Source organism: Chitinophaga filiformis, from assembly GCF_900102545.1.
Classification (GTDB): domain Bacteria; phylum Bacteroidota; class Bacteroidia; order Chitinophagales; family Chitinophagaceae; genus Chitinophaga; species Chitinophaga filiformis.
In genome coordinates, this window is the sequence record NZ_FNBN01000002.1 from 417,905 (window position 1) to 438,182 (window position 20,278).

Sequence of the window (20,278 nt, forward strand, 5' to 3'; positions counted from 1 at the left end):
GATTAATATTTTTGCATTTCTTCACTGACCATTTTTAATACCTCTTCGTCGCTCATCTCATAGAGACTGCTGGTTACCTTTTTTACCGGTGCTGCTACTGCTTTTCTGAAGCGACTGTTCACATACACCGCCAAGCCAGGGATAGTTGGATAATTGAACAGCATATTGGTGTTAACATTCAGTCCCAGTTGCGAATTGATACACTGTACATACTTCACCAGTAGTATTGAATCCATACCCATATCGCTGAAACTTCTGGTAAGGTCCACCTGTTCACCATCACCGATAGCCAGCACCTGTTTCACCAGCCTGACCAGTTCCTGTCTGATCAGGTCTTCTCTTTCCGCATCATCATTGATCAATGACAGATCCGTTTCACCTGTTACCGTCACCTCTTTCGTATCCTCCACAGGCCGCAGGTTTTCCCAGAAGGCCATCGTTCCCTGCATTTCCATCATGCTGATAAAGCGGGTATTGTCGAGACATACATATACCAGCTGCGGAACATCCGGCACGAGCAGCGAGGCATACACTCTTCTTACTGTTCCCGCATTAAAAGGTGGTACGCCTGATTCTTTCAGCAGGTCTGTACTGTTTGCTGCTTCCAGCATCATATTGCTGTCTTTCCAGGGGCCCCAGTTGATCGTCTTCGCTGGGATACCCTGCTTCCTCAGCTGCAGCACATATGCATCCATATAGGCATTCGCAGCAGCGTAATGAGATAGCATACCTGATCCCCATACGGCGGCAATGGAAGAATAAGTAAGCAGGAAATCCAGCCCTTCCATGGGTAAGTATGAAGTGAGATGTTGCAACCCAATGATCTTGGGACCAGCCACGTACATGATATCGTCAGCAGATAGCTCGCTTTGCAGACAACGGCTGTTAGTACCTGCCGCATGTACAATGCCTTTCAGTGTTTTCTTTTCCCTGCGCAGCCAGTCGCCAAAGTGGCGTACTGCGTTTGCATCTGTTACATCCAGCTGCCTGTATACAATACGATGATTGCTGGTATAACTGTCTCTGCTTCTTCCGGTGATAATTACCGCACCAGCACCTTTATGCACCAACCACTCTGCAAGATGTATCCCCAGGGAACCTCTGCCACCAGTAATGAGATAAGTACCGTCGGGATCGCCCGTAACTTCTGTTGCAGATGAAAGCCCTGTTACTGCGAGAGCAGGATACCACAGTTGTTTGTTTCTGCAGGCAATCTCCCTGTAGTAAGACTGTTGTACATAATTGTCGACGAACGTCTGATCAGGCAGTTCCTGGTCTATGTCCAGTACCAGCATGGCAGGACCGCGCATTTCCAGGGAAGCTGATCTGATGAAGGCTGTCAGGCTGTATTGTAGTGCAGCCACATTATCACTACCCGGCGCATTCAATGCATGACGGGTGATAAACAGTATAGATGCGGGTGTATGAGCAAGCCGTTGCAGTGCTTGCAGAAAGGCCAGTAATTCCTGATAAACATGCTTCATGCCTGGGGCATCAGTTTCCTTCAACCCACTGACATCATATACCAGGCAAAGCGGACGCCCATCAACAGGCGTGATGCTATCCAGCATGAACAGACGGTCAGTTCCTAATCCGAGGCCTCCTTTACCTTGGAGGAGTTGCTCCATATTGGCGACTATTCCCGCGTCTGTTTCGATATATATGTATTGCGGTGCGATAGGGTTTTCATCCAGTACTGGCAGTGGTTTCCATTGTACGTTAAAACAGGCGGCCGCAGATTTACCGGGCAGTTTTCCCAACCAGTGTGACTTCAACTGGAAATGGGGAGCTGGCAGTTGTTTTTCTCTGACGGCCGGTGTTGTTTCACAGGCTGCTACTATGCAGTGAGCGATGGTACCCGTAAATCCAAATGAACTAACGCCGCCGCTCATACGTGTGGGCGCATTAAACTGGTGTACGTCCTTATTAATACGGAAGGGCATATGCTCCCAGGCGATATGATGATTCGGTTGCTGAAAATGCAAATGGGGAGGCAATTGCCGGTGATAAATACTCAGGCATGCCTTCATAAAACCAGCTAATCCGGCAGCAGCTTCCAGGTGCCCTACATTACTTTTCACGGAACCTAACAACAGCTTTTTATCACCATTACGATGGCCGAATACCTGCTTCAATCCTTCCGCTTCTACAGGATCACCCAGCGAGGTACCTGTTCCATGGCCTTCAATAAAGCTGATTTCTTCCGGGTGCATGCCTGCAGCCTGCAATGCGTTACGGATGACCTTCGCCTGACTTACGGGATCAGGTACGGTCAATCCGCCGCTTGCGCCATCCTGTGCAACGGCAGAACCTTTTATACATGCATAGATACGGTCGCCGTCATTTACCGCATCAGATAGTCTTTTTAATATAACAGTCAGACAACCTTCAGAACGTACATACCCATTCGCGCTATCATCAAAAGCCTTACACCGGCCATCAGGCGATAACATACCGGCGTCTGTAAGGCTGGCCTGCAGGTAAGGGGATAATACCAGGTTGGCCCCACTTACAACAGCCAGGCTGCATTCATTTCTCTTCAGACTTTCTGCTCCCTGGTGCAAAGCCACCAGCGATGAGGAACAGGCGGTATCGATACTCAGACAGGGACCATGAAAGCCGTAACAATAAGAGATACGGCCACTGGCGCCACTGAGCGAATTACCACTTCCCAGGTAAGGATCTACCCTGTATTTATCATCTTGCTGCATAATATGCAGACTGTAATCGAAAGCGCTGATGCCGGTAAATACGCCGGTATAAGACCCTTTGAGGGACTCAGGCCTTATGCCTGCATCGGCAAGGGCATTGGCTACCATCATGAGCAATTGCCGCTGCTGCGGATCAATGTATCTTGCTTCTGCGGGGGAGATGTGAAAATATTCGTTATCAAACAATGTGATGTCGTCCAGCAGGCCTGCATGCGGCATTGCGCGATGCACAGCATCTTCCGGCTGGCCCATATCCCGCCAGCGGGCTGTCAAGCCATTATCAGCGATCAGGTCCTCCCCTGTCAGCAATGCCTCCCAGAAATCCTGCGGAGAACGGATACCACCGGGCAGGTGACATGCCATCCCCACTACCGCTATTTCTTCTGTTGAAGAGTCGCGGTTCTTCTCTTCCTGCAGTTTTCTTTCCAGGTTCCGGATGATCAGAAATGACTTCTGAAGGCTGCTTAATGTATCATGGGATGTTGACTGAGTGGCTGTTTTCACAATAGTTATTTTGGTTGACGGGTTAAATAAACTCTTTAAAGCGGGGCAGCTGCAAATGCGGGAAATGCATACTAAAGTACCTGGAAAGTGTCTGGCAGAAAACGGCGGTATCCGAAAAATAGAAATGGTTACCTTCCAGCCATTCCTCGTAACAGGCAGCCCGGGTATGTTCTTTCCAGGTAAGCGCCGGCTCTGTGCCTACATGCTCGTCCTCTACTCCGTTCATCACAACGAAGGGTATATCAAACGGTTCCTGCTGCTGATAGCAGTAAGTGTCATTCAGACGAAGATCGTTCCGGATGATCGGAAGATAAAAAGAGAGGAAGTCGGGATGCTCAAGGAATGAATCCGGAATGCCTCCCATGATCGCGAGATGGGCCAGCAGTTCTCTATCAGACAATAAAGACCTGTTCTTCTTCTCTGCAACCGCGGGCCCTTTTCTGCCGGAAAAGAACACCAGTTCCGGCAACTCCATGTCATAACGCCGCATATAGTTCATCGTTTCGAAGGCAATGAGCGCACCCAGGCTATGACCGAGGAATACCAGCGGGAGTCCGGCTTTCCTTTTCTCGCGCACAATGCTCATACAATCCATTGCCATGGCATTCATGTCTTTCTGAAAAGGCTCACGTATCCTTCTGCCTCTTCCGGCATAACAGATCGCAGATGCCACCGTTTCCGGCAGCAGTGCTTTCTCAACAGGAACATAGGAAACCTCGCTTCCGCCCGCGTGGGGGAAAATAAAAAGCTGTACGCCGTTGATACGCATCGCTTTAATGTTGTTTGTAGTATGTGAAATTTATTTGCCCTTATTTATCGGCTGAAAAAGGTAAAGCACTACGAGTACTACAACAGGGGTCAGGATAAGGGCCAGACAAAATGATCCCCAGAAGCCGGTACGCGAACGGGCGCCGACTATTCCGCAGACCACTGAAAGAATTATCCAGCCGATAAATAAGGGGCTAAATAAGATACTGAACATAATCGGGTCGGTTATATTGTTTCAGACTCCGGCAGATCAGTATCCCGGACGGATTTTCCTCTCGTAAAAGGTTTCTTGACTGTTTTGGTGATGTTAGTAACTACTTCTTTTCCTTTATCCAGTTCATCTGAAAAATAATCTTTTACAGCTGCAGGTTTGAAATCGAGCATGGTACCTCCTTCAGCAAAGTGTCTGTCAAACACCTTTCCAACTGCGTAGGTAGTAGCGCCGGCAAATGCAGGGAATGTAACAGCGCCGATGGCAGATCCTACAACCGGAATAGCTTTGATCGCACTTCCGATGAAGCCTGTTACCAATGCTTTGCTACCTACACCTCCTACCAGTGATGCCAGCAGTGACTTACCCAGATCTTCTGCAAACTGAACACCATGTGCCTTCGCCAGTTTACTGATCATAGAAAGCTGTACACCGGTAACGGCTGCCACATCCACCATTGGAATAGGAACAGCCCCTACACCCATGGATATCAATACATGCTTTTTGATAATTGCCCTTGCATCTGCTTTCTCAGCGGTGGCAACTTCAACTTGTTGATTTTCTACCATGTTAATTTTATTTTACTTGATGAAAAATACCTTTATTGTTGTGTTCTTCTCCTTTGATTTTGAGGCGGCGCATTTTGCGAAGTGGCAGTGGGTACCGTTGTAAACTGATCGCCCATGATAATCGGCAGTCCGCTTGCATTATTACCCATGATGATCATCTTCGAGTTCGGCGACATAGCCAGTCTTTGTGTTACATCCAGCGCCCTCCATTGAGCAGGCGCCACATTCAGGATCGTACTGAAATCCCTGATACCTTGTGCCTCTATGATCTTACGCTGCCGTTCCTTCCGCTCCACCGCCAGCCGGTAATCATATTCCTCACTCTGTTGCTGCCGCGCATACACAGCTGTAATCGCCTTGTTCACGGAATCAGGCAGGACTACACTTGAAATGAAATATCCCTCTATAATGACTTTGTTGTTGACCAGGATCTTCCGCAGACTATCTATTTCATTCTTCTCTATCACACTTCTTTCTGTCATATAGATATCTTCCGGCGTAAGTGCGCCTATATCTTTCCTGACTTTGGCTTGCACACAGGGCGCTATCAGCGTGTTCTTATAATCAGCTCCCACCTGCTGATGCAGCAGCGGAAGAAAATTCCGGTCCGGCTTGAACAAAACAGCGTAGTTCAATTCGATCTTAAGACCATTCTTACTGATAATAGACTGACTGAAAGTGAGCTTTTGTGTCCTGACATCGTAAACGGTCATTGTGTTAAACGGACTAATGATATGCAGGCCTTCGCCATATGACCTCTTTATATCGGTACCATTTCCCATGGTATATAAAACGCCTGCCTCACCCGATTTGATCACTATGAAGATCCGTTTATGAAAAAACACAATAAAAAAAAGAAGCACCAGTGTTACAATAGCCGTTCTTCTTAAGATTTCATTCCTCTCGGTCCGGGTAAAAGATTTTTTCATAACCTGCCCTCTGCAAGACTATTTAACTGGTTAGCCAATGAAATACATGTAAATGACTGATGGTAAGTGAAGGGACCAAATAGATGTTTTCATTTAGTATCATTAATGGGTTTTATCATATTATCAATACGGTTTATGATTTTATTTCCCGGCACATGACATACACACGTATAGCAGAATGGCCATCACGGCTGTACCGTGATGCTTCAGGACATTTCTTTTAAACGTTCCCAAACAATGAAGACAACCAGGTAGGTTGTCCTTTAAGGGAATCAGGATCTATCATACTCAACAGTGGAATTGTGGCTTATACACGAGTAGTGATATTTCATTTCTTGTTTTATCTAAATTTTACTGATATTCGTTTAAATAAAATTCGTGCTATTATCGCTATTATTTACCACATAAAAGTGTAGTCTATGAATTTCTTATTGTAGAACAATGTATATTTAACAACCAATCCGAATTTTGAATACACCTCAATTCAGCGGGAAGTCCATAATTTTATATCCGTGATGTTCAAGACAGGTCAGGCATACTACGCCTCGCTCCCTATTTCATAAGCATAAATAATGTGAATGTTCTGTTGTTTCTAATCTCTTCCTGTAGACTAGCTAAATATATTTTATCCATTTCCCAATGAACCAAAATCCAAAAAACCAATGTTATCAATTAATCTGAATCGCAAATACCAGATCGGTATCATTGAAGAAGATGCTCAATTCAGTGACGACCTTATTTTACACATCTCTCAAAACAGCCATTTTTCCACCTGCCTCAACACCAATAGCACCTCCAATGCATTCAGGATATTATACAATCATCCGTCCCTCAACCCTGACATGCTCTTACTCAGTACACAGGCAGCAGACGCAGAAGGCATGGAAGAAATAAAAGAGTTTAAAGAATTAAAGCCCGAAATGCAGGTGGTATTGCTCACAAAAGAAGAGAATAAACATATCATCCAGATGGCGTTCGACCAGGGGGCAGATGGTTACCTCATGAAAACCGAGAACTTCGACAGCATGGAGCATAAGATGATCCATATGCTTGAATACGGACAACCTGCTATGAGCCAGCAGATCTTCCGGTATATGCTTTTCCGTAACCGGGGTGATAAACCGGTTAAGAAAGATCAGTTGACGAGAAAAGAGCAGGAGATCATAGATATGGTCCTGGAGGGAATGTCTTATAAAGAAGTTGCAGCGACGCTGCACCTGAGTTTAAATACGATTCAGTATCATATGAAGAATATTTTTCTTAAGCTGGATATCAAGACGAAGACGGAGTTGTTTAAGATGTATTTTCATTGAGGGAGGATTGCCTGTCAGACGCTGTTCTGCTATAGTTAAACGTTTCCATATCATATATTGTCGTAATAACTGTGACGACCCGTTGTTTATTCAATGGGTTGGGAATAGTTTGTGGGTTCCCCGGGGAATTCCGTTTCCCCGGGGTAGCGGCGTATTTTGTTACCCGGGGTTGAAACCCCATTACGTTTTCCGGTTGGGAATCGGAAATGGGGGTTTCCCATGGTTCCATCCAAATCCGGATTAAGACAAGATTCGCTTGATATTCGTTTGAGATTCCTTTGAGATAACCTAATCCTCCCTTCATCTTCCCTTTTGAAGGGAGCATGAAGGGAGGATTAGGTTATCTCAAAGCCGATTGTAACGAATCCCGAACCTATTGAAGTAAATATTTCCGCCTTTTTCACTTTGCCTCACAAAGCTCACACGCTTTTATTTCGCGTTTTGGGGGTCTCATGATCGATTTTCGGCGTCTCGTATAGTTTTTTTTGAACCGTTTTGAAATCCTTCCTAACATTGTCCAATGAATCAGGACATTGTGCAGACAGGCAAAGCGTTCTTTGACATATTGGTTTAATGAGGAGATTATTTCACTCGCAGCAGCTTCGCGTTAATGGCGACAACAATGGTGCTCAAACTCATTAGTACGGCGCCCATTGCGGGACTAAGCATAAATGCAGGATAGAGGATACCCGCAGCCAGCGGGATGGCAATAACGTTGTAACCGACAGCCCATACCAGGTTCTGGACCATTTTCCGGTAGGTAGCTCTTCCAAAGGCGATCATCTGCACCACGTCTTTAGGATCGGAGTTCACCAGGATAATGTCTGCAGTCTCAGCCGCTACATCGGTTCCGGAACCGACGGCAATGCCGACATCGGCCTGGGCAAGTGCGGGAGCATCGTTTACGCCATCACCGGTCATGGCAACGATCTCACCTTTGTCCTGGAATTCTTTCACCTTGCTTTGCTTTTCGTGAGGCAGCACATTAGCCAGATAGCCATCCATCTGCAGTTTACCGGCCACGGCAGCAGCAACTTGTTCATTGTCGCCCGTTAGCAGGAAGGAGCGGATACCCATGGCTTTGAGATCAGCAATGGCCTCAGCCGCGGTTTCACGGATGCTATCGGCCAGGGTGATGATACCAGCAGGGGCATCGTCAATCAATATAAAGTTCACTGTATCGGTGGATTGATCAATTTCAGCGGGAATGGCAGGCATTTGGCTGTTTTCCTGCCTGAAATAGTTAGGGCCTGCCGCTATTACGTTTTTGCCGTTTACAGTGCCCCTAACGCCCATTCCCTGCATATATGTGAAAGCAGTGGATGGCCATAATTCCAGCTGCCGTTCTTTCAGCTTTTTCATGACGCCATGGGCGATATGATGTTCTGAATTCTGTTGTACGGCAGCGGCATAACGTAGGATATCATCCGCAGAAAACTGATCATTCAGAGGGATGACTTTCTGTACTTCATGTGAGCCTCTCGTTAAGGTTCCTGTTTTATCAAAGATGATCGTAGTCAGTTTCCGGGCGTTCTCAAAAGCAGTCCGGTTACGGATCAGCAATCCATGCATAGCGGATAGTGAAGTGGAAATAGCTACTACTAATGGGATGGCCACACCCAGTGCATGCGGACATGAAGTGACCATTACCGTTACCATCCTTTCCAGTGCAAAAGACAATTCGTTGCCTTTGATTAGCCAGACGATGAAAGTGATAATACCCACACTGATTGAAATAATAGTCAGCCACTTTGCTACTTTGTTGGCCAGGTTCTGTGTATTGGATTTTGCGCCCTGGGCTGACTGTACCATGTTGATCACTTTGTTCAGATAGCTATCGCCACCCGTACCTGTCACCTGCACCTTTAAAGCGCCGTCTCCGTTTACAGCACCACCGATCACTTTATCGTCCTTTCCTTTTTTAACAGGTACACTTTCCCCGGTCAGCATGCTCTCGTTTACATTGGAGCTCCCATCAAGTATAGTTCCATCCGCAGGTATCTTTTCTCCGGGTTTAATGAGAATGATATCATCATGTTGCAGGTCTTTCAGCGGAATATCTGATACCTGTCCGTTACGCTCTACATGCACAATAGCAGGAAGCAGTTCCACCAGCGACTCGAGCGCCCTGGAAGCAGCCATCTGCGATTTCATTTCCAGCCAGTGTCCCAGTAGCATAATGTCGATCAGTGTAGCCAATTCCCAGAAGAAGTCCATACCACGGAGGCCCAATACTACCGCTACACTATAAATGTAAGCGGTACTGATAGCCACCGCTACCAGCGTCATCATACCGGGGTTCTTCCATTTCAGCTCCCGTATCATGCCAACAAGGAAAGGCCATCCTCCGTAGAAGTAAATAAAGCTGCTCAAAGCCAGCAGTAAATAACTATCACCAAGAAAAGAGATCTCAAGGCCCAGCCACATCTGGATCATATGGGACAATAACAGCACCGGGACAGTCAGGGCAATACATAACCAGAAACGCTTAAGGAAATCCATCGTATGGTGCCCCGCATGCTCATCATGACCTCCTTTGCTGTCATGCTCCTTGTGATGTTCATGCCCTTTACCGGATGTAGGTGTATGTTCATTACTGTTGTGATCATGCTGATGAACCGGCGCGGGATGCTGCGGCTCGTGTTGGTGTCCATGATGTTCATGCTTGTGTTCCATACGATAGATTTTTTAAGTGACAGGATTTCAATGATCGTTATACTATTTCAGTGTTTCCTTTACTTCGCCGCAGGTCATCATCTTTTCTCCGAAATATGGGTTCTTCACTTCTTCATTAGCACTTAACCAGTAAGCGCCCTTGCTTTCCATTGCCATCGGGCAATAGTCAACATACAACGCGCCACTGTTCAGGCCAGATTTCTTCACCAGTGAAATAAAATTGTTGCTGAGATCTGCGTATGCTATTCTTTGTGCTTCAATATCTTTCGCAGCAGTGATCTTTGCTGCTGATGTACCTAATGCATTACCACCGTCAACAGTTGCTGCACCGGCTTCAATGGCATTGCTGGCAATCTTTGCGGATGCTTCATCTCCATTGATGAGGGCTGTGGTCAGATGTACATAGTGCTGGTACACAGCATTCAGCTTATCATCTTTCAGCTGTACAGCGGCAGCAGCTGGTGCACTGTTTTCACTCATATGACTGTGATCATGGCCTTCATGCGTCATGCTATCTGTAGTGTTTTCGCTCTTTGCAGCTTCAGGATTATTATTGCATGCTGCAAATAAAATAACTGCCAATACGGGTAATGCCGCTCTGATTAATTGTTTCATTAGTGTTGTTTTTATTGAATGGATTAATATCATTGTTTAATTATCGTATACTATAAACCGGCCAGAGGATCCGCGCCTTTCTTCAGTACAAATTCTGAATACAGGAGGTAAGCACCGGTGATCACTACTTTATCACCGTCTTTTAACCCGTTGCTGATGGCTACCTTGTCGAAGTTCTCCATGCCTGTTGTTACCTTCCGTGGTTCAAATTTTCCCCGGGCGGTTTCAATCCACACATGCGCACCTTTACCATCTCTGATCACGGCATCTACCGGCAGACTTAACACGTCTCCGCTGCTTTTCATCGGAAGGAAAATATTCGCCTGTATTCCAGGTTGCCAGCGATTATCGGGGTTAGGGATTGTACCACGGATCTGCATCAACTGACTACCACTCTGTAAAACGGGATTGATAAATGCGACCGTCATTGTCTGAGGATCATTCTCCCAACCGGCAACCACTACTTTCACCGATTGCCCTACGCGAACAGCGGCTGCTTCTGCCGGATAGACATCGGCTTCCACCCATAACTGGCTATATCCTTCCAGTCGCATTACAGCGCCGCCTTCAGCCACGTACTGGCCTTCTGATACAGACAATTCCGCCACCACCCCGCTTACAGTAGCCGGATAGGTTACATAAGGATCCGTCTTGCCGGACTGTAACAACTGGTCGATCTGCCGGTCCGACTGGTCGTATAAAGCCAGCTTTTGCCTGGCAGCCTTTTCTATCTGCTGAAAGCGGGCATCATCCGGGAAATGTTTTACCTGGGCAACAGCCAGCAGGTATTCCTGTTGCAGGGAGGCCAGTTGTTCGGAGTAAATGCGGTATAAGGGTTGCCCCTTATTTACCTTCGTCCCTGTTTCCTTTATGAACAGCGTTTCTACACGTCCGGCTACCCTGCTGGAGATCACTGCCGTTTGTTCAGGATCGGTTACCAGGCGGCCGTTCAATTGTTTGGAATCGGATAAGGCTGCACTTCCTACAGTCATCGTAGTAATGTTCGCCAATTGTATCTGGCTTTCGCCTAATGTCAGGGAAGCAGTTTTATTACTCTTATCAAATGGTACGAGGTCCATACCACAGATGGGACAGGTACCGGGTTTGTTTTGTACTATCTGCGGATGCATGGGACAGGTATAAGTCTGCTGCTGTGTTGCAGCCGGCGTCTGCTGACTGGATTCCTTACACGCCGCCAGCAGCAAGGCTGGCATTAATGCGGCGATGGCAACTGTTTTGATGAATCTTTTTCTTTCCATATATCACTATTGTTGCACGTTCTTGTTTATTTCTATAAAGCTCTCACTGTCTACCAGGTAAGATGCATTTGCAGCAACTTTCCAATCGCTGATATCTGTACTTACCTGTATCATATCTTTTGTCTCGGCAGTGGTTGTTATCTCAATAGGTACATAAGCATTATGCTCCTTTTTAAAGACTACAGACCTATTCCCCAATTGCCATACCGCCTTTTTAGGTAGCCACCAGCCGCCGGTATATATCACAGGAATATTCGCAGTGAGCAATTCTCCTACCTGCAGCTGATTATCCTGCAGATATATTCTGGCCAGCGTAAAGTTTTGTCCGTTACGGAAAACAGGTTCTATCAGGCCGATATTGCCAGGTTGCATTGCCTTCATGTTGTTAGCGGGGTAAAACAGCAATTTCTGGCCCTTCTTTATGCGGGCAGCCAGCTGAGGCGGGAAAGCAAATTCTGCCACCAGCCCCGAGGACTGATAAATGGTGAATAAAGATTGACCGGCATTTACATACTGCCCCTCCCGAAACAATACGGGTGACGCTACCGGAGCTGGACTACCAGCAACAGGTGCCGGTCCTCCCCCCTGCATACCGCCTCCCATACCATCATCAGCAGATGCTGCCGGAGCAGCGGCAGGAGTAGCTGCCTGTGCCTGAGCAGTCTTCTCCAGGATATAACCGTCGCTGTTACTATATACCGGCACACGGTACAATACATTGCCTGATTGCAGTACCTGTGTAATTTGTGCAGGTTGCATACCCAGCAGCTGTAAACGTTGTTTCGCAGCAGAGAGCATCTCCGGACTATTCTTCGCTACATATAACAACTCTCTTTGTGCAGCAGCGAGGTCGGGTGAATAGATCTCCATAATCAATTGTCCTTTCCTTACCGGCTGATAGTTGTACTTTATCAATAACCTCTCCACGCGTCCGCCAACCCTGCTGGCAATACTTGTCTGATGACGGGTATCATAAGTGATAACACCGTTCACTTCCGAGGTATAAATACGGGTACCACGTTCAGCAGCAATCGCAGAAATGCTGGCGATGACATGCTCATTTACTGGTTTGGTTAGCCCGGTAATATTACTATCAACTACCAGTTCTTTATTAGCGTCTTTCAGCACCACGTCCATGCCGCATATGGGGCATTGTCCCGGTTGATCTCTCACTATCTGCGGATGCATGGGACAAGTGTACAGCTGATGCTGTGTATGACCTGCATGTTTTTCCTTACCTGTTTTGCTTTTGCAGGCCGTCATGCCAAACAGGATAAAAGACAGGCCCAGTATGATACTAACGATATAGCTGTTTCTCATAATCCACTATCATTTCGTAGAGTTTTAATTTTTCATCCAGCACGCTGGACTGCATCATGGCAAGCGCCTCCCAGGAATCGATCACATTACTCAGCGCCAGTTTGTTCTCCTGGTAGTTCAGGAAATTGGCATCCAGCGTTTGTTGCAAGGCAGGGATCACCTTTCCTTCCATGGTGGCAATACGTTGCTGCATGGTCTGTATTTCGTACTGCATGCCGTACAACATGCCCTGCGTTTCCTGCAGCATAGCTGAGCGTTCCTTTTCCATTGCCTGCACGTTGTATTGCATGGCTTTTACGCCAGACTTGTACATCTTCGATGCCCAGGGAGCAATAGGTATGCTGACCATCCCCATCACGCTGTAAGATTTAGGCATCATTTCGCCTAAAGGAGACATATGATCGAACCGTATCCTGAAATCTGGTTTCTTCTCATGCTTCATGCTCTCAATATTCAGCTGCATGGATTGAATGCTGGCATCCATCCTGACGATATCTTTCCTTACACCGGATAAGCTACTTGTATCATAAGAGGCGGCCTGCATAAAACGCGGCTCGTAAGTAGTATCTATTTCAAAGGACTGATTGCCTGGTGCATTCATGAGACTATTGAGCCAGGACCTTGCTTTGGCAATCGTACCTTCCTTCATACGGATCATGTTCCGGTTATCTTCAATCTTTGCATTGGCGCGATATACACCGCTTAGCTGCGATTGATTGTAGGGATACCTGACTTCCTCGATCTTCTTCATCGTCTGCATGATCTTCTCTGTTTCCTGCAATACTGTAATGCGCTGCTTCGCAATCAGCCAATTGTAGTAAAGCAACTTTGCCCTTGCTTTAAAATCATTCAGGGTAATATCTCTTGTAGCCAGTTCAATATTGCCCTGTGAGGCGATATAACGTTTCTTTGCATTGAGTTTCGCCGGATTAGGAATGTCCTGTTCCAGTTGCAGCATCAGGCTTCCTTTATCCCTGTCCTCCATAACGGTTTGTCCGGGATAAGGCGTCATGTATGTGCCCACTCCGACCATCGGCGCCATCCAGGCAGTGGCAGCATCGGCGCTATACTTGTAGCTTTCGGCTTTTAGTCCGTAGGATTGCAGCAATACGTTATTCCTGTCAACCCTTTGTATAATACTGTCCAGCGTCAGTACCGGCGCCTGTTGTGCAGACACTGCGGCGGGAAGCCATAACAGCAGATATATGATATATTTAGTGATGTACTTCATGGATCTCTAGTTTTCCGTACTTGCGTAATTCATATTCTTTCGTCATTAAAAAGATCAGCGGCGTCACCAGCAATATATGCGTGGAGGATGTGAGCACGCCACCGATCATCGGCAGTACGATAGGTTTCATCACATCGGTTCCTACGCCGGTAGCCCACAACACAGGTACAAGACCAAACAGTGATACACATACCGTCATCAGTTTGGGACGCAAACGTTTGGCGGCGCCATATATCACATGTTGCCGGAGATCTTCCTTTGTGATCGTCTCTGAAGAATTGCCTTTCTCTTTTATCAGTTGCTGCATGGCATCATTGAGGTAGATCACCATCACGATCCCTGTTTCTACGGCTATACCAAACAATGCGATAAAGCCCACGGCAACTGCCACAGAGAGGTTCACTCCCCAGAAATAGATCATATACGCACCACCGATCAGTGCAAAAGGCACGGTGATCAGGCTAAGGAAAGCCTCTCTGACAGATCTGAAGGCAAAATAGAGGGAAAAGAAAATGATCAGTAATACAATAGGCGCAATCCACATCAGCGTTTGCTGACCGCGGATCAGGTTTTCATATTGTCCGCTCCATTCCAGGTAATAACCGGCAGGCAATATGCCTTTGGCTTCACTCATTTTATGAATGGCATCTTTTACCGTACTACCCAGGTCACGGCCACGCACGTTAAATAGTACTGCACCGCGCAGCATAGCATTCTCAGAAGAGATCATAGGAGGACCATCGGTAAATTGCACATCTGCAACCGACGATAGAGGCACTTCGCCCATAGTAGCAGACATCATGGGAATACGTTTGATACGTTCCACACTATTGCGGTAATCCTGCGCCAGACGTACGCTGATAGAGAACCTTTGACGGCCTTCTATGGTATTGCCCACAGGAGCGCCCCCCAACGCCGTTTCCACTGTCTGATTTACATCGTCTACGCTAAGGCCATAACGGGCCAGGTCTGCTCTTCTTACATCGATGCTGAGATATTTTCCGCCGGTAACTGGTTCTACATAAAGATCCATGATACCAGGTGTTCCTTCCAGCGCCTTCTTTACCCGCTCTGATACCACTGCAATAGTGTCGAGCTGCTGTCCGTATATCTTCACACCTACATCCGTCCGGATACCAGTGGCCAGCATGTTGATGCGGTTAATGATGGGCTGTGTCCAGCCGTTCACCACACCGGGTATCTGTAGTTTGGCATCCAGTTCGTTGATGATGTCTTTCTTCGTTTTTCCGGTCCGCCATTGTGATTTCGGCTTCAGCATAATGATGGTTTCTATCATGCTGATAGGCGAATTGTCGGTAGCGGTACTGGCACGTCCAGCTTTGCCCAGTACCTTATCTACTTCCGGTACAGACTTGATAATCCTGTCCTGTACCTGCAGAATACGTTTCGCTTCTGCATTGGAAATATCAGGTAATGTAACCGGCATGAAGAGGATACTCTGTTCGTCCAGTGGGGGCATGAATTCGCTACCCAGGCTTTTTAGTAAAGGAATGGTGATCACGAGTGCGATCACATTGATAGCGATCGTCGTTTTACGCCATTTCAGGACCGTATTGATGATCGGTTCATATATCCGCTCCAATATTCTGTTCACCGGATTATCATGGTCGGACCTGAACTTTCCCTTCATAAAAAAAGAGATGAGTACCGGCGCCAGTGTGATGACCAGCAGGGCATCCACGATCATGATAAATGTCTTTGTAAAAGCCAGTGGATGGAAGAGTTTTCCCTCCTGACCTGTCAGCATAAAGACAGGTAAAAAAGACGTGATAATGATGATCGTCGCAAAGAATACCCCACGGGATACCTGTTTGCTTGACTGTTCTATCACCTTTAAGCGCTCTTCCTCCGTGATCCATTCAGGCGATCTTTTGAATTTATTCTTGAACCAGCTCATGTTTATTTACTTTTTTGTTGTTCCTGCCAGCCTGCATATCTTTCTGCCAGGTGTTTGTAGGCGTTCTCACTCATAATGATCCCATTGTCGACTATCACACCGATAGCCAACGCAATACCTGTCAACGACATGATATTGGAAGAAATACCGAAAGCATTCAGCAGGATGAAACTGGCAGCCAGTGTGATGGGGATCTGTATGATGATGCTTAGTGCGCTGCGCCAGTGGAAAAGGAAGATGATCACCACTACTGATACAACGATCATTTCTTCGATCAGCGTACGTTTGATGGAATCCACTGATTCTTTGATCAGCGCCCCCCTGTCGTAAATGATGTCGAACTTCACGCCTTGCGGAAAACCTTTGGCGACTTCTTTCATCTTCTCTTTTACCTTGTCAATGACAGCGTCCGCATTCTCGCCGTAGCGCATTACCACAATGCCACCCACACGTTCTCCCTGGCCATCCTGGTCGAATATGCCGAGGCGTGTCTCGCCGGTCATCTGCACCGTGGCAACGTCTGCTACCCTGATGGGGATGCTGTTCTGGACTTTAACAGGAATATTCTCTATCTCCGCTACTGATTTCAGGTAGCCGGATGTTTTAATAATATAGCCGATGTCGCTGAGCTCAAACTTACGGCCACCGGATTCATTGTTGTTTGTGCGTACCGCGTTGATTACTTCTGCTACCGACAGGCGGTAGTACAACAGTTTGTTAGGATCTACCGTGATCTGGTACTGTTTCTGAAATCCACCGAAGGAGGCAATTTCACTAACGCCTTCCACATTCTGTAAGGCGAATTTTACATACCAGTCCTGCAGGGCGCGCTGTTCTCCCAGGTCCATTTCGGGGGCATCTAGCGTATACCAAAGTATATGTCCGACGCCGGTGCCGTCAGGACCTAACTGGGGTGTTACACCAGTGGGTAGAGAACGGGTAACGGTGCTTAATCTTTCGAGCACCCTTTCCCTTGCCCAGTAGATATCGACATCGTCGTTGAATATCACGTAGATGAAACTCATGCCGAACATGGAGGTACCACGTACGTATTTGATCCGCGGCAAGCCTTGCAGGTTCGTCACCAGCGGATAAGTGATCTGATCTTCTATCAATTGCGGACCACGGCCCATCCATTCAGTAAAGACAATCACCTGGTTTTCCGAGAGATCAGGGATGGCATCGATGGGGTTCTTCTTTACCGCGAAGATTCCCCAGGCAAACAAGCCTGCTGCCATCAACAACACGATGAACCGGTTGCGTAAGGACCATTCTATTATTCTATGTACCATACAGGTTTGTTTCAGGGGCATATGCGCAGATGTTTGCATATGCTGACCGTTAATACCGGCAGGCGTCATTACAGCGCGTTATAATCGCACAGCATTATGCCTGATATCAATAAATTATATGTGGAGATAGTGGGCGTACCTAAAAAAGGAGGTATAATAAATGTACGCCTGATGGGTTATCAGATACGGAAGGTGCAGTTCAATATATGTGTATGTACTTTGCTACTTCGTGGCGGAGCGTTGCAGACCGGAAACTCTTCCAACAGGGAAGCAGCATACATCTCCGGCTGTTCGAAATAAGTAACCGGGAGGAAAATAGCGGGCAACTGTATAAAAGGAAGGATATTTTCAGTAGCCTTCTGGTCTTTCTCCAGCTTAATTGTTTTATGCTCATCCTTACAGCATTTCTTTGCGCATGCTGATTTGGGTTCTGCGCCACACTTACTGCATTTCTGGCCTTCCTTATGCCATAGCTTCACTTCTACCAGCTTTCCCATGCAATAATGCATGTGGAAGGTAGCCCCGGTAGCGGAAACCATGTAAAGAATGGCCAGGATGAGTGTGAGTAGCTTTTTCATCTAGGGCAAAAGTAGTCGTAATATCGGAGAATGTGTTATATAATTTTGGGCTGGGTTTATATTATTATGAGAAAATGTTATAAGGTATTCATAACATGTCGTTTAAACTTATCTACCTACATCATTAAGCGGGAACCTTGTATCCGGTCACGATCAATGGTGTAGGTAGATAGGATTTTTGGTTAAAAGACAACCATCATCTTGAAATGATTCCTAATTCAGCTACGGATACGCCCTTCCCTGTATTAATGTGCAACGCAGAAAATCTGAAATACCGCGCTTTCAGTGTTTTGGGCAGTAACAACAACTGCTGAACCGGATTGGCTTCAATGTTATGAAAGTCACCCTCTCTTGCCTTTTCCCAGTCCTTATCATTATTACTGACGTAGAAAGCGTAACGGCCGATCAGCCCCTCATTCTTTTTATCCTGTCTCGGGAGATACGTGAATGCCTTGATAGACCTTTCCTCACCCATATCTATTGTTACATCCACCGGCAGTTTACCAGACAGTTCAGGAGTGAGGGTACTCCAGTTGGTGTTTTCATCTTCGTCAATGACATTATCTGCATGGCTGCCTTCCGGCGCTTCCACTATCTTCCAACCCTTTTTACCTATGCCGAATATCCTGGTACTGATATCTCCGGATATCTGTTTGTCCATAATCCTTGCTTTGATAGTTCCACCATCAGCAAATAAAAACGGTCCTTTATATACCAAAGATCTGGCTGATGGTTCTGAGCCATCCAGTGTATAATAAACAGGCTGCCCGGATGCATCTGAAATGATTGTAACCATACCAGACTTCTCTCTGCTGATAACAGGCGCTTTAATATGCACAGGCTCTTTATAAAGACCGAAATCGCTCAACGCAATACATACCGGTGCACCGGTGATACGTAACCTTACTTTATCTGTTGTGATATTTTCTTCCAGACGTATCAACCTGTTGGATCCTATACTGGTGGCGGTGGCAATTTCCTTCCATTCACCATTTTCAAAAGCATCCACTGCCACAGCATCGATGCGTTGGCCCAGTTTAATGTTCTCACGGAGACGGATGACGTTGAATGTTTTCTTACCACCAAGGTTGAGCTCCAATGTAGGAGTTGTTACACTGTCGTCTGTAGCCCAGTATGAATACCGGTCATTGTCCAGCAGGAACTGCGGACCAAAACTGGCCTTGTTATTCCCGCGAATGTTGCTGGCCTTTAATTGCGCTCCCTTTGCCAGATTAATCGCAAAGGTCTGACGCAACAGATCACCGAAGCCTTTCAGGGAGGCTACATCAGCAGTATTTAGCAGTCCACGCTGATCGGGAGATAATCCAAGGTCCAGACCAGTCCCACGGCCTACGCTTTCATAATACAGGTCCAGCAACTCGGAGGGAGTTTTTACCTGTGGATTCTGAGACGCATGATAGAACCATCCCGGCCGTAAGGGTACATCACATTCCGCCGGCATCCAATACATACCGTTGCGTGTACCTTCTGTTGCCAGTTCTGTTTTTGCGTAACCATTGGCGGGCTTTCTACCCGGGTCAGGTGCCTGCGGCGTATAAGTAGCCCAGCAGGTTTTACCTGCATGTCCTTCCTCATTCCCTACCCAGCGCACGTCCGGTCCTACATCTCCAAATAATACAGCACCTGGTTGCATCTTCCTTGTAATAGCCCAGGTATTATCCCAATCATAATAAGTAGTACGGTCAATATTTCTTGTTTCATTGGCGCCTCCATAATAGCCGTTACCACCATTAGCGCCGTCATGCCATGAGGAGAACAACGGACCGTAGTTGCTGTATAATTCTTTTAACTGATTACGATAGATCTCCAGGTAGGCAGGCCTTCCATATTCAGGATTATTCCTGTCCCACGGAGAACAATAGAGGCCCAGCTTCAGCCCAAGTTGTTCACAGGCCAGCTGGTATTCTTTGATGATATCTCCCTTACCATTCTTCCACTTGCTTTTGGAAATGTTGTGAGGCGTTGTTTTGGTAGGCCAGAGACATAAACCATCGTGGTGTTTGGCCACTACAATAATGCCCTTAAAACCGCCTGCTTTAGCGGCGCCTACGATCTGTTTCGCATTAAACTGTGTGGGATTCACCAGTCCGGGATCTTCATCCCCATATCCCCATTCGTGATCGAGGTAGGTGTTGACACCGAAATGGATCAGGCAGTACATCTCCATTTCATGCCATTTCAGCTGAGCAGCTGTTGGCAACGCACCATAGGGTTTGGGAGCGGATTGTCCCCAGGTTAATACCTGTACACTAAACAATACCGTCAATAAAAAGACTCTCTTCATCGGATAACATTCGTTTTATTTTGCATGATTGATTGAGACCTGTTAATATATCTATACCTGTTAAATCTTTTCATTAAAG

Annotated in this window: 14 protein-coding genes; 1 reads left to right on the forward strand and 13 read right to left on the reverse strand. The window is 46.7% G+C overall.

Going from position 1 to position 20,278, the window contains the following annotated elements; genetic code table 11:
• Positions 1-2: 2 nt before the first annotated feature.
• From BLR32_RS08205 to BLR32_RS08220, 4 genes are all read right to left on the reverse strand, one after another.
• Positions 3-3,215 (reverse strand): type I polyketide synthase, encoded by a 3,213-nt coding sequence (locus BLR32_RS08205; protein ID WP_089830493.1) that lies wholly within the window; start codon positions 3,213-3,215, stop codon positions 3-5.
• 22 nt (positions 3,216-3,237) lie between these two features.
• Complete coding sequence (locus BLR32_RS08210) at positions 3,238-3,984, reverse strand: thioesterase II family protein (RefSeq protein WP_089830495.1); 747 nt, start codon at positions 3,982-3,984, stop codon at positions 3,238-3,240.
• 224 nt (positions 3,985-4,208) lie between these two features.
• Positions 4,209-4,763, reverse strand: coding sequence for a YcjF family protein (locus tag BLR32_RS08215; RefSeq protein ID WP_089830497.1), 555 nt, complete (start codon positions 4,761-4,763; stop codon positions 4,209-4,211).
• Positions 4,764-4,795: 32 nt separating this feature from the next.
• Positions 4,796-5,581: a prohibitin family protein gene (locus tag BLR32_RS08220; RefSeq protein ID WP_176842205.1), complete on the reverse strand. Its 786-nt coding sequence runs from the start codon at positions 5,579-5,581 to the stop codon at positions 4,796-4,798.
• A 773-nt stretch (positions 5,582-6,354) separates the two neighbouring features.
• Between BLR32_RS08220 and BLR32_RS08225 the strand changes: the two genes are divergently transcribed.
• Positions 6,355-7,005: a response regulator transcription factor gene (locus tag BLR32_RS08225; RefSeq protein ID WP_089830501.1), complete on the forward strand. Its 651-nt coding sequence runs from the start codon at positions 6,355-6,357 to the stop codon at positions 7,003-7,005.
• Positions 7,006-7,587: 582 nt separating this feature from the next.
• On the opposite strand, the gene BLR32_RS08235 is transcribed toward BLR32_RS08225, so the two are convergent.
• From BLR32_RS08235 to BLR32_RS08275, 9 genes are all read right to left on the reverse strand, one after another.
• Complete coding sequence (locus tag BLR32_RS08235; protein ID WP_089830505.1) at positions 7,588-9,681, reverse strand: copper-translocating P-type ATPase; 2,094 nt, start codon at positions 9,679-9,681, stop codon at positions 7,588-7,590.
• 42 nt (positions 9,682-9,723) lie between these two features.
• Entirely contained in the window at positions 9,724-10,296 is a 573-nt protein-coding gene (locus tag BLR32_RS08240) for a DUF3347 domain-containing protein (protein WP_176842206.1), read from the reverse strand.
• Between the two features lie 50 nt (positions 10,297-10,346).
• The gene (locus tag BLR32_RS08245; protein ID WP_089830509.1) at positions 10,347-11,555 is read right to left on the reverse strand and encodes an efflux RND transporter periplasmic adaptor subunit; all 1,209 of its coding nucleotides are present in this window, start codon (positions 11,553-11,555) and stop codon (positions 10,347-10,349) included.
• 6 nt (positions 11,556-11,561) lie between these two features.
• On the reverse strand, positions 11,562-12,875 hold the full coding sequence (locus BLR32_RS08250) for a heavy metal-binding domain-containing protein (protein ID WP_218124163.1): 1,314 nt from the start codon (positions 12,873-12,875) through the stop codon (positions 11,562-11,564).
• Complete coding sequence (locus BLR32_RS08255; protein WP_089830513.1) at positions 12,853-14,106, reverse strand: TolC family protein; 1,254 nt, start codon at positions 14,104-14,106, stop codon at positions 12,853-12,855. The genes BLR32_RS08250 and BLR32_RS08255 overlap by 23 nt, the downstream gene beginning before the upstream one ends.
• Positions 14,090-16,024 (reverse strand): efflux RND transporter permease subunit, encoded by a 1,935-nt coding sequence (locus BLR32_RS34475; protein ID WP_089830519.1) that lies wholly within the window; start codon positions 16,022-16,024, stop codon positions 14,090-14,092. The genes BLR32_RS08255 and BLR32_RS34475 overlap by 17 nt, the downstream gene beginning before the upstream one ends.
• A 2-nt stretch (positions 16,025-16,026) precedes the next feature.
• Positions 16,027-17,316, reverse strand: coding sequence for an efflux RND transporter permease subunit (locus BLR32_RS34480; protein WP_089832097.1), 1,290 nt, complete (start codon positions 17,314-17,316; stop codon positions 16,027-16,029).
• Positions 17,317-17,495: 179 nt separating this feature from the next.
• On the reverse strand, positions 17,496-17,894 hold the full coding sequence (locus BLR32_RS08270; protein WP_089830522.1) for an HYC_CC_PP family protein: 399 nt from the start codon (positions 17,892-17,894) through the stop codon (positions 17,496-17,498).
• 196 nt (positions 17,895-18,090) lie between these two features.
• The gene (locus tag BLR32_RS08275) at positions 18,091-20,199 is read right to left on the reverse strand and encodes a discoidin domain-containing protein (RefSeq protein ID WP_089830523.1); all 2,109 of its coding nucleotides are present in this window, start codon (positions 20,197-20,199) and stop codon (positions 18,091-18,093) included.
• Positions 20,200-20,278 lie beyond the last annotated feature (79 nt).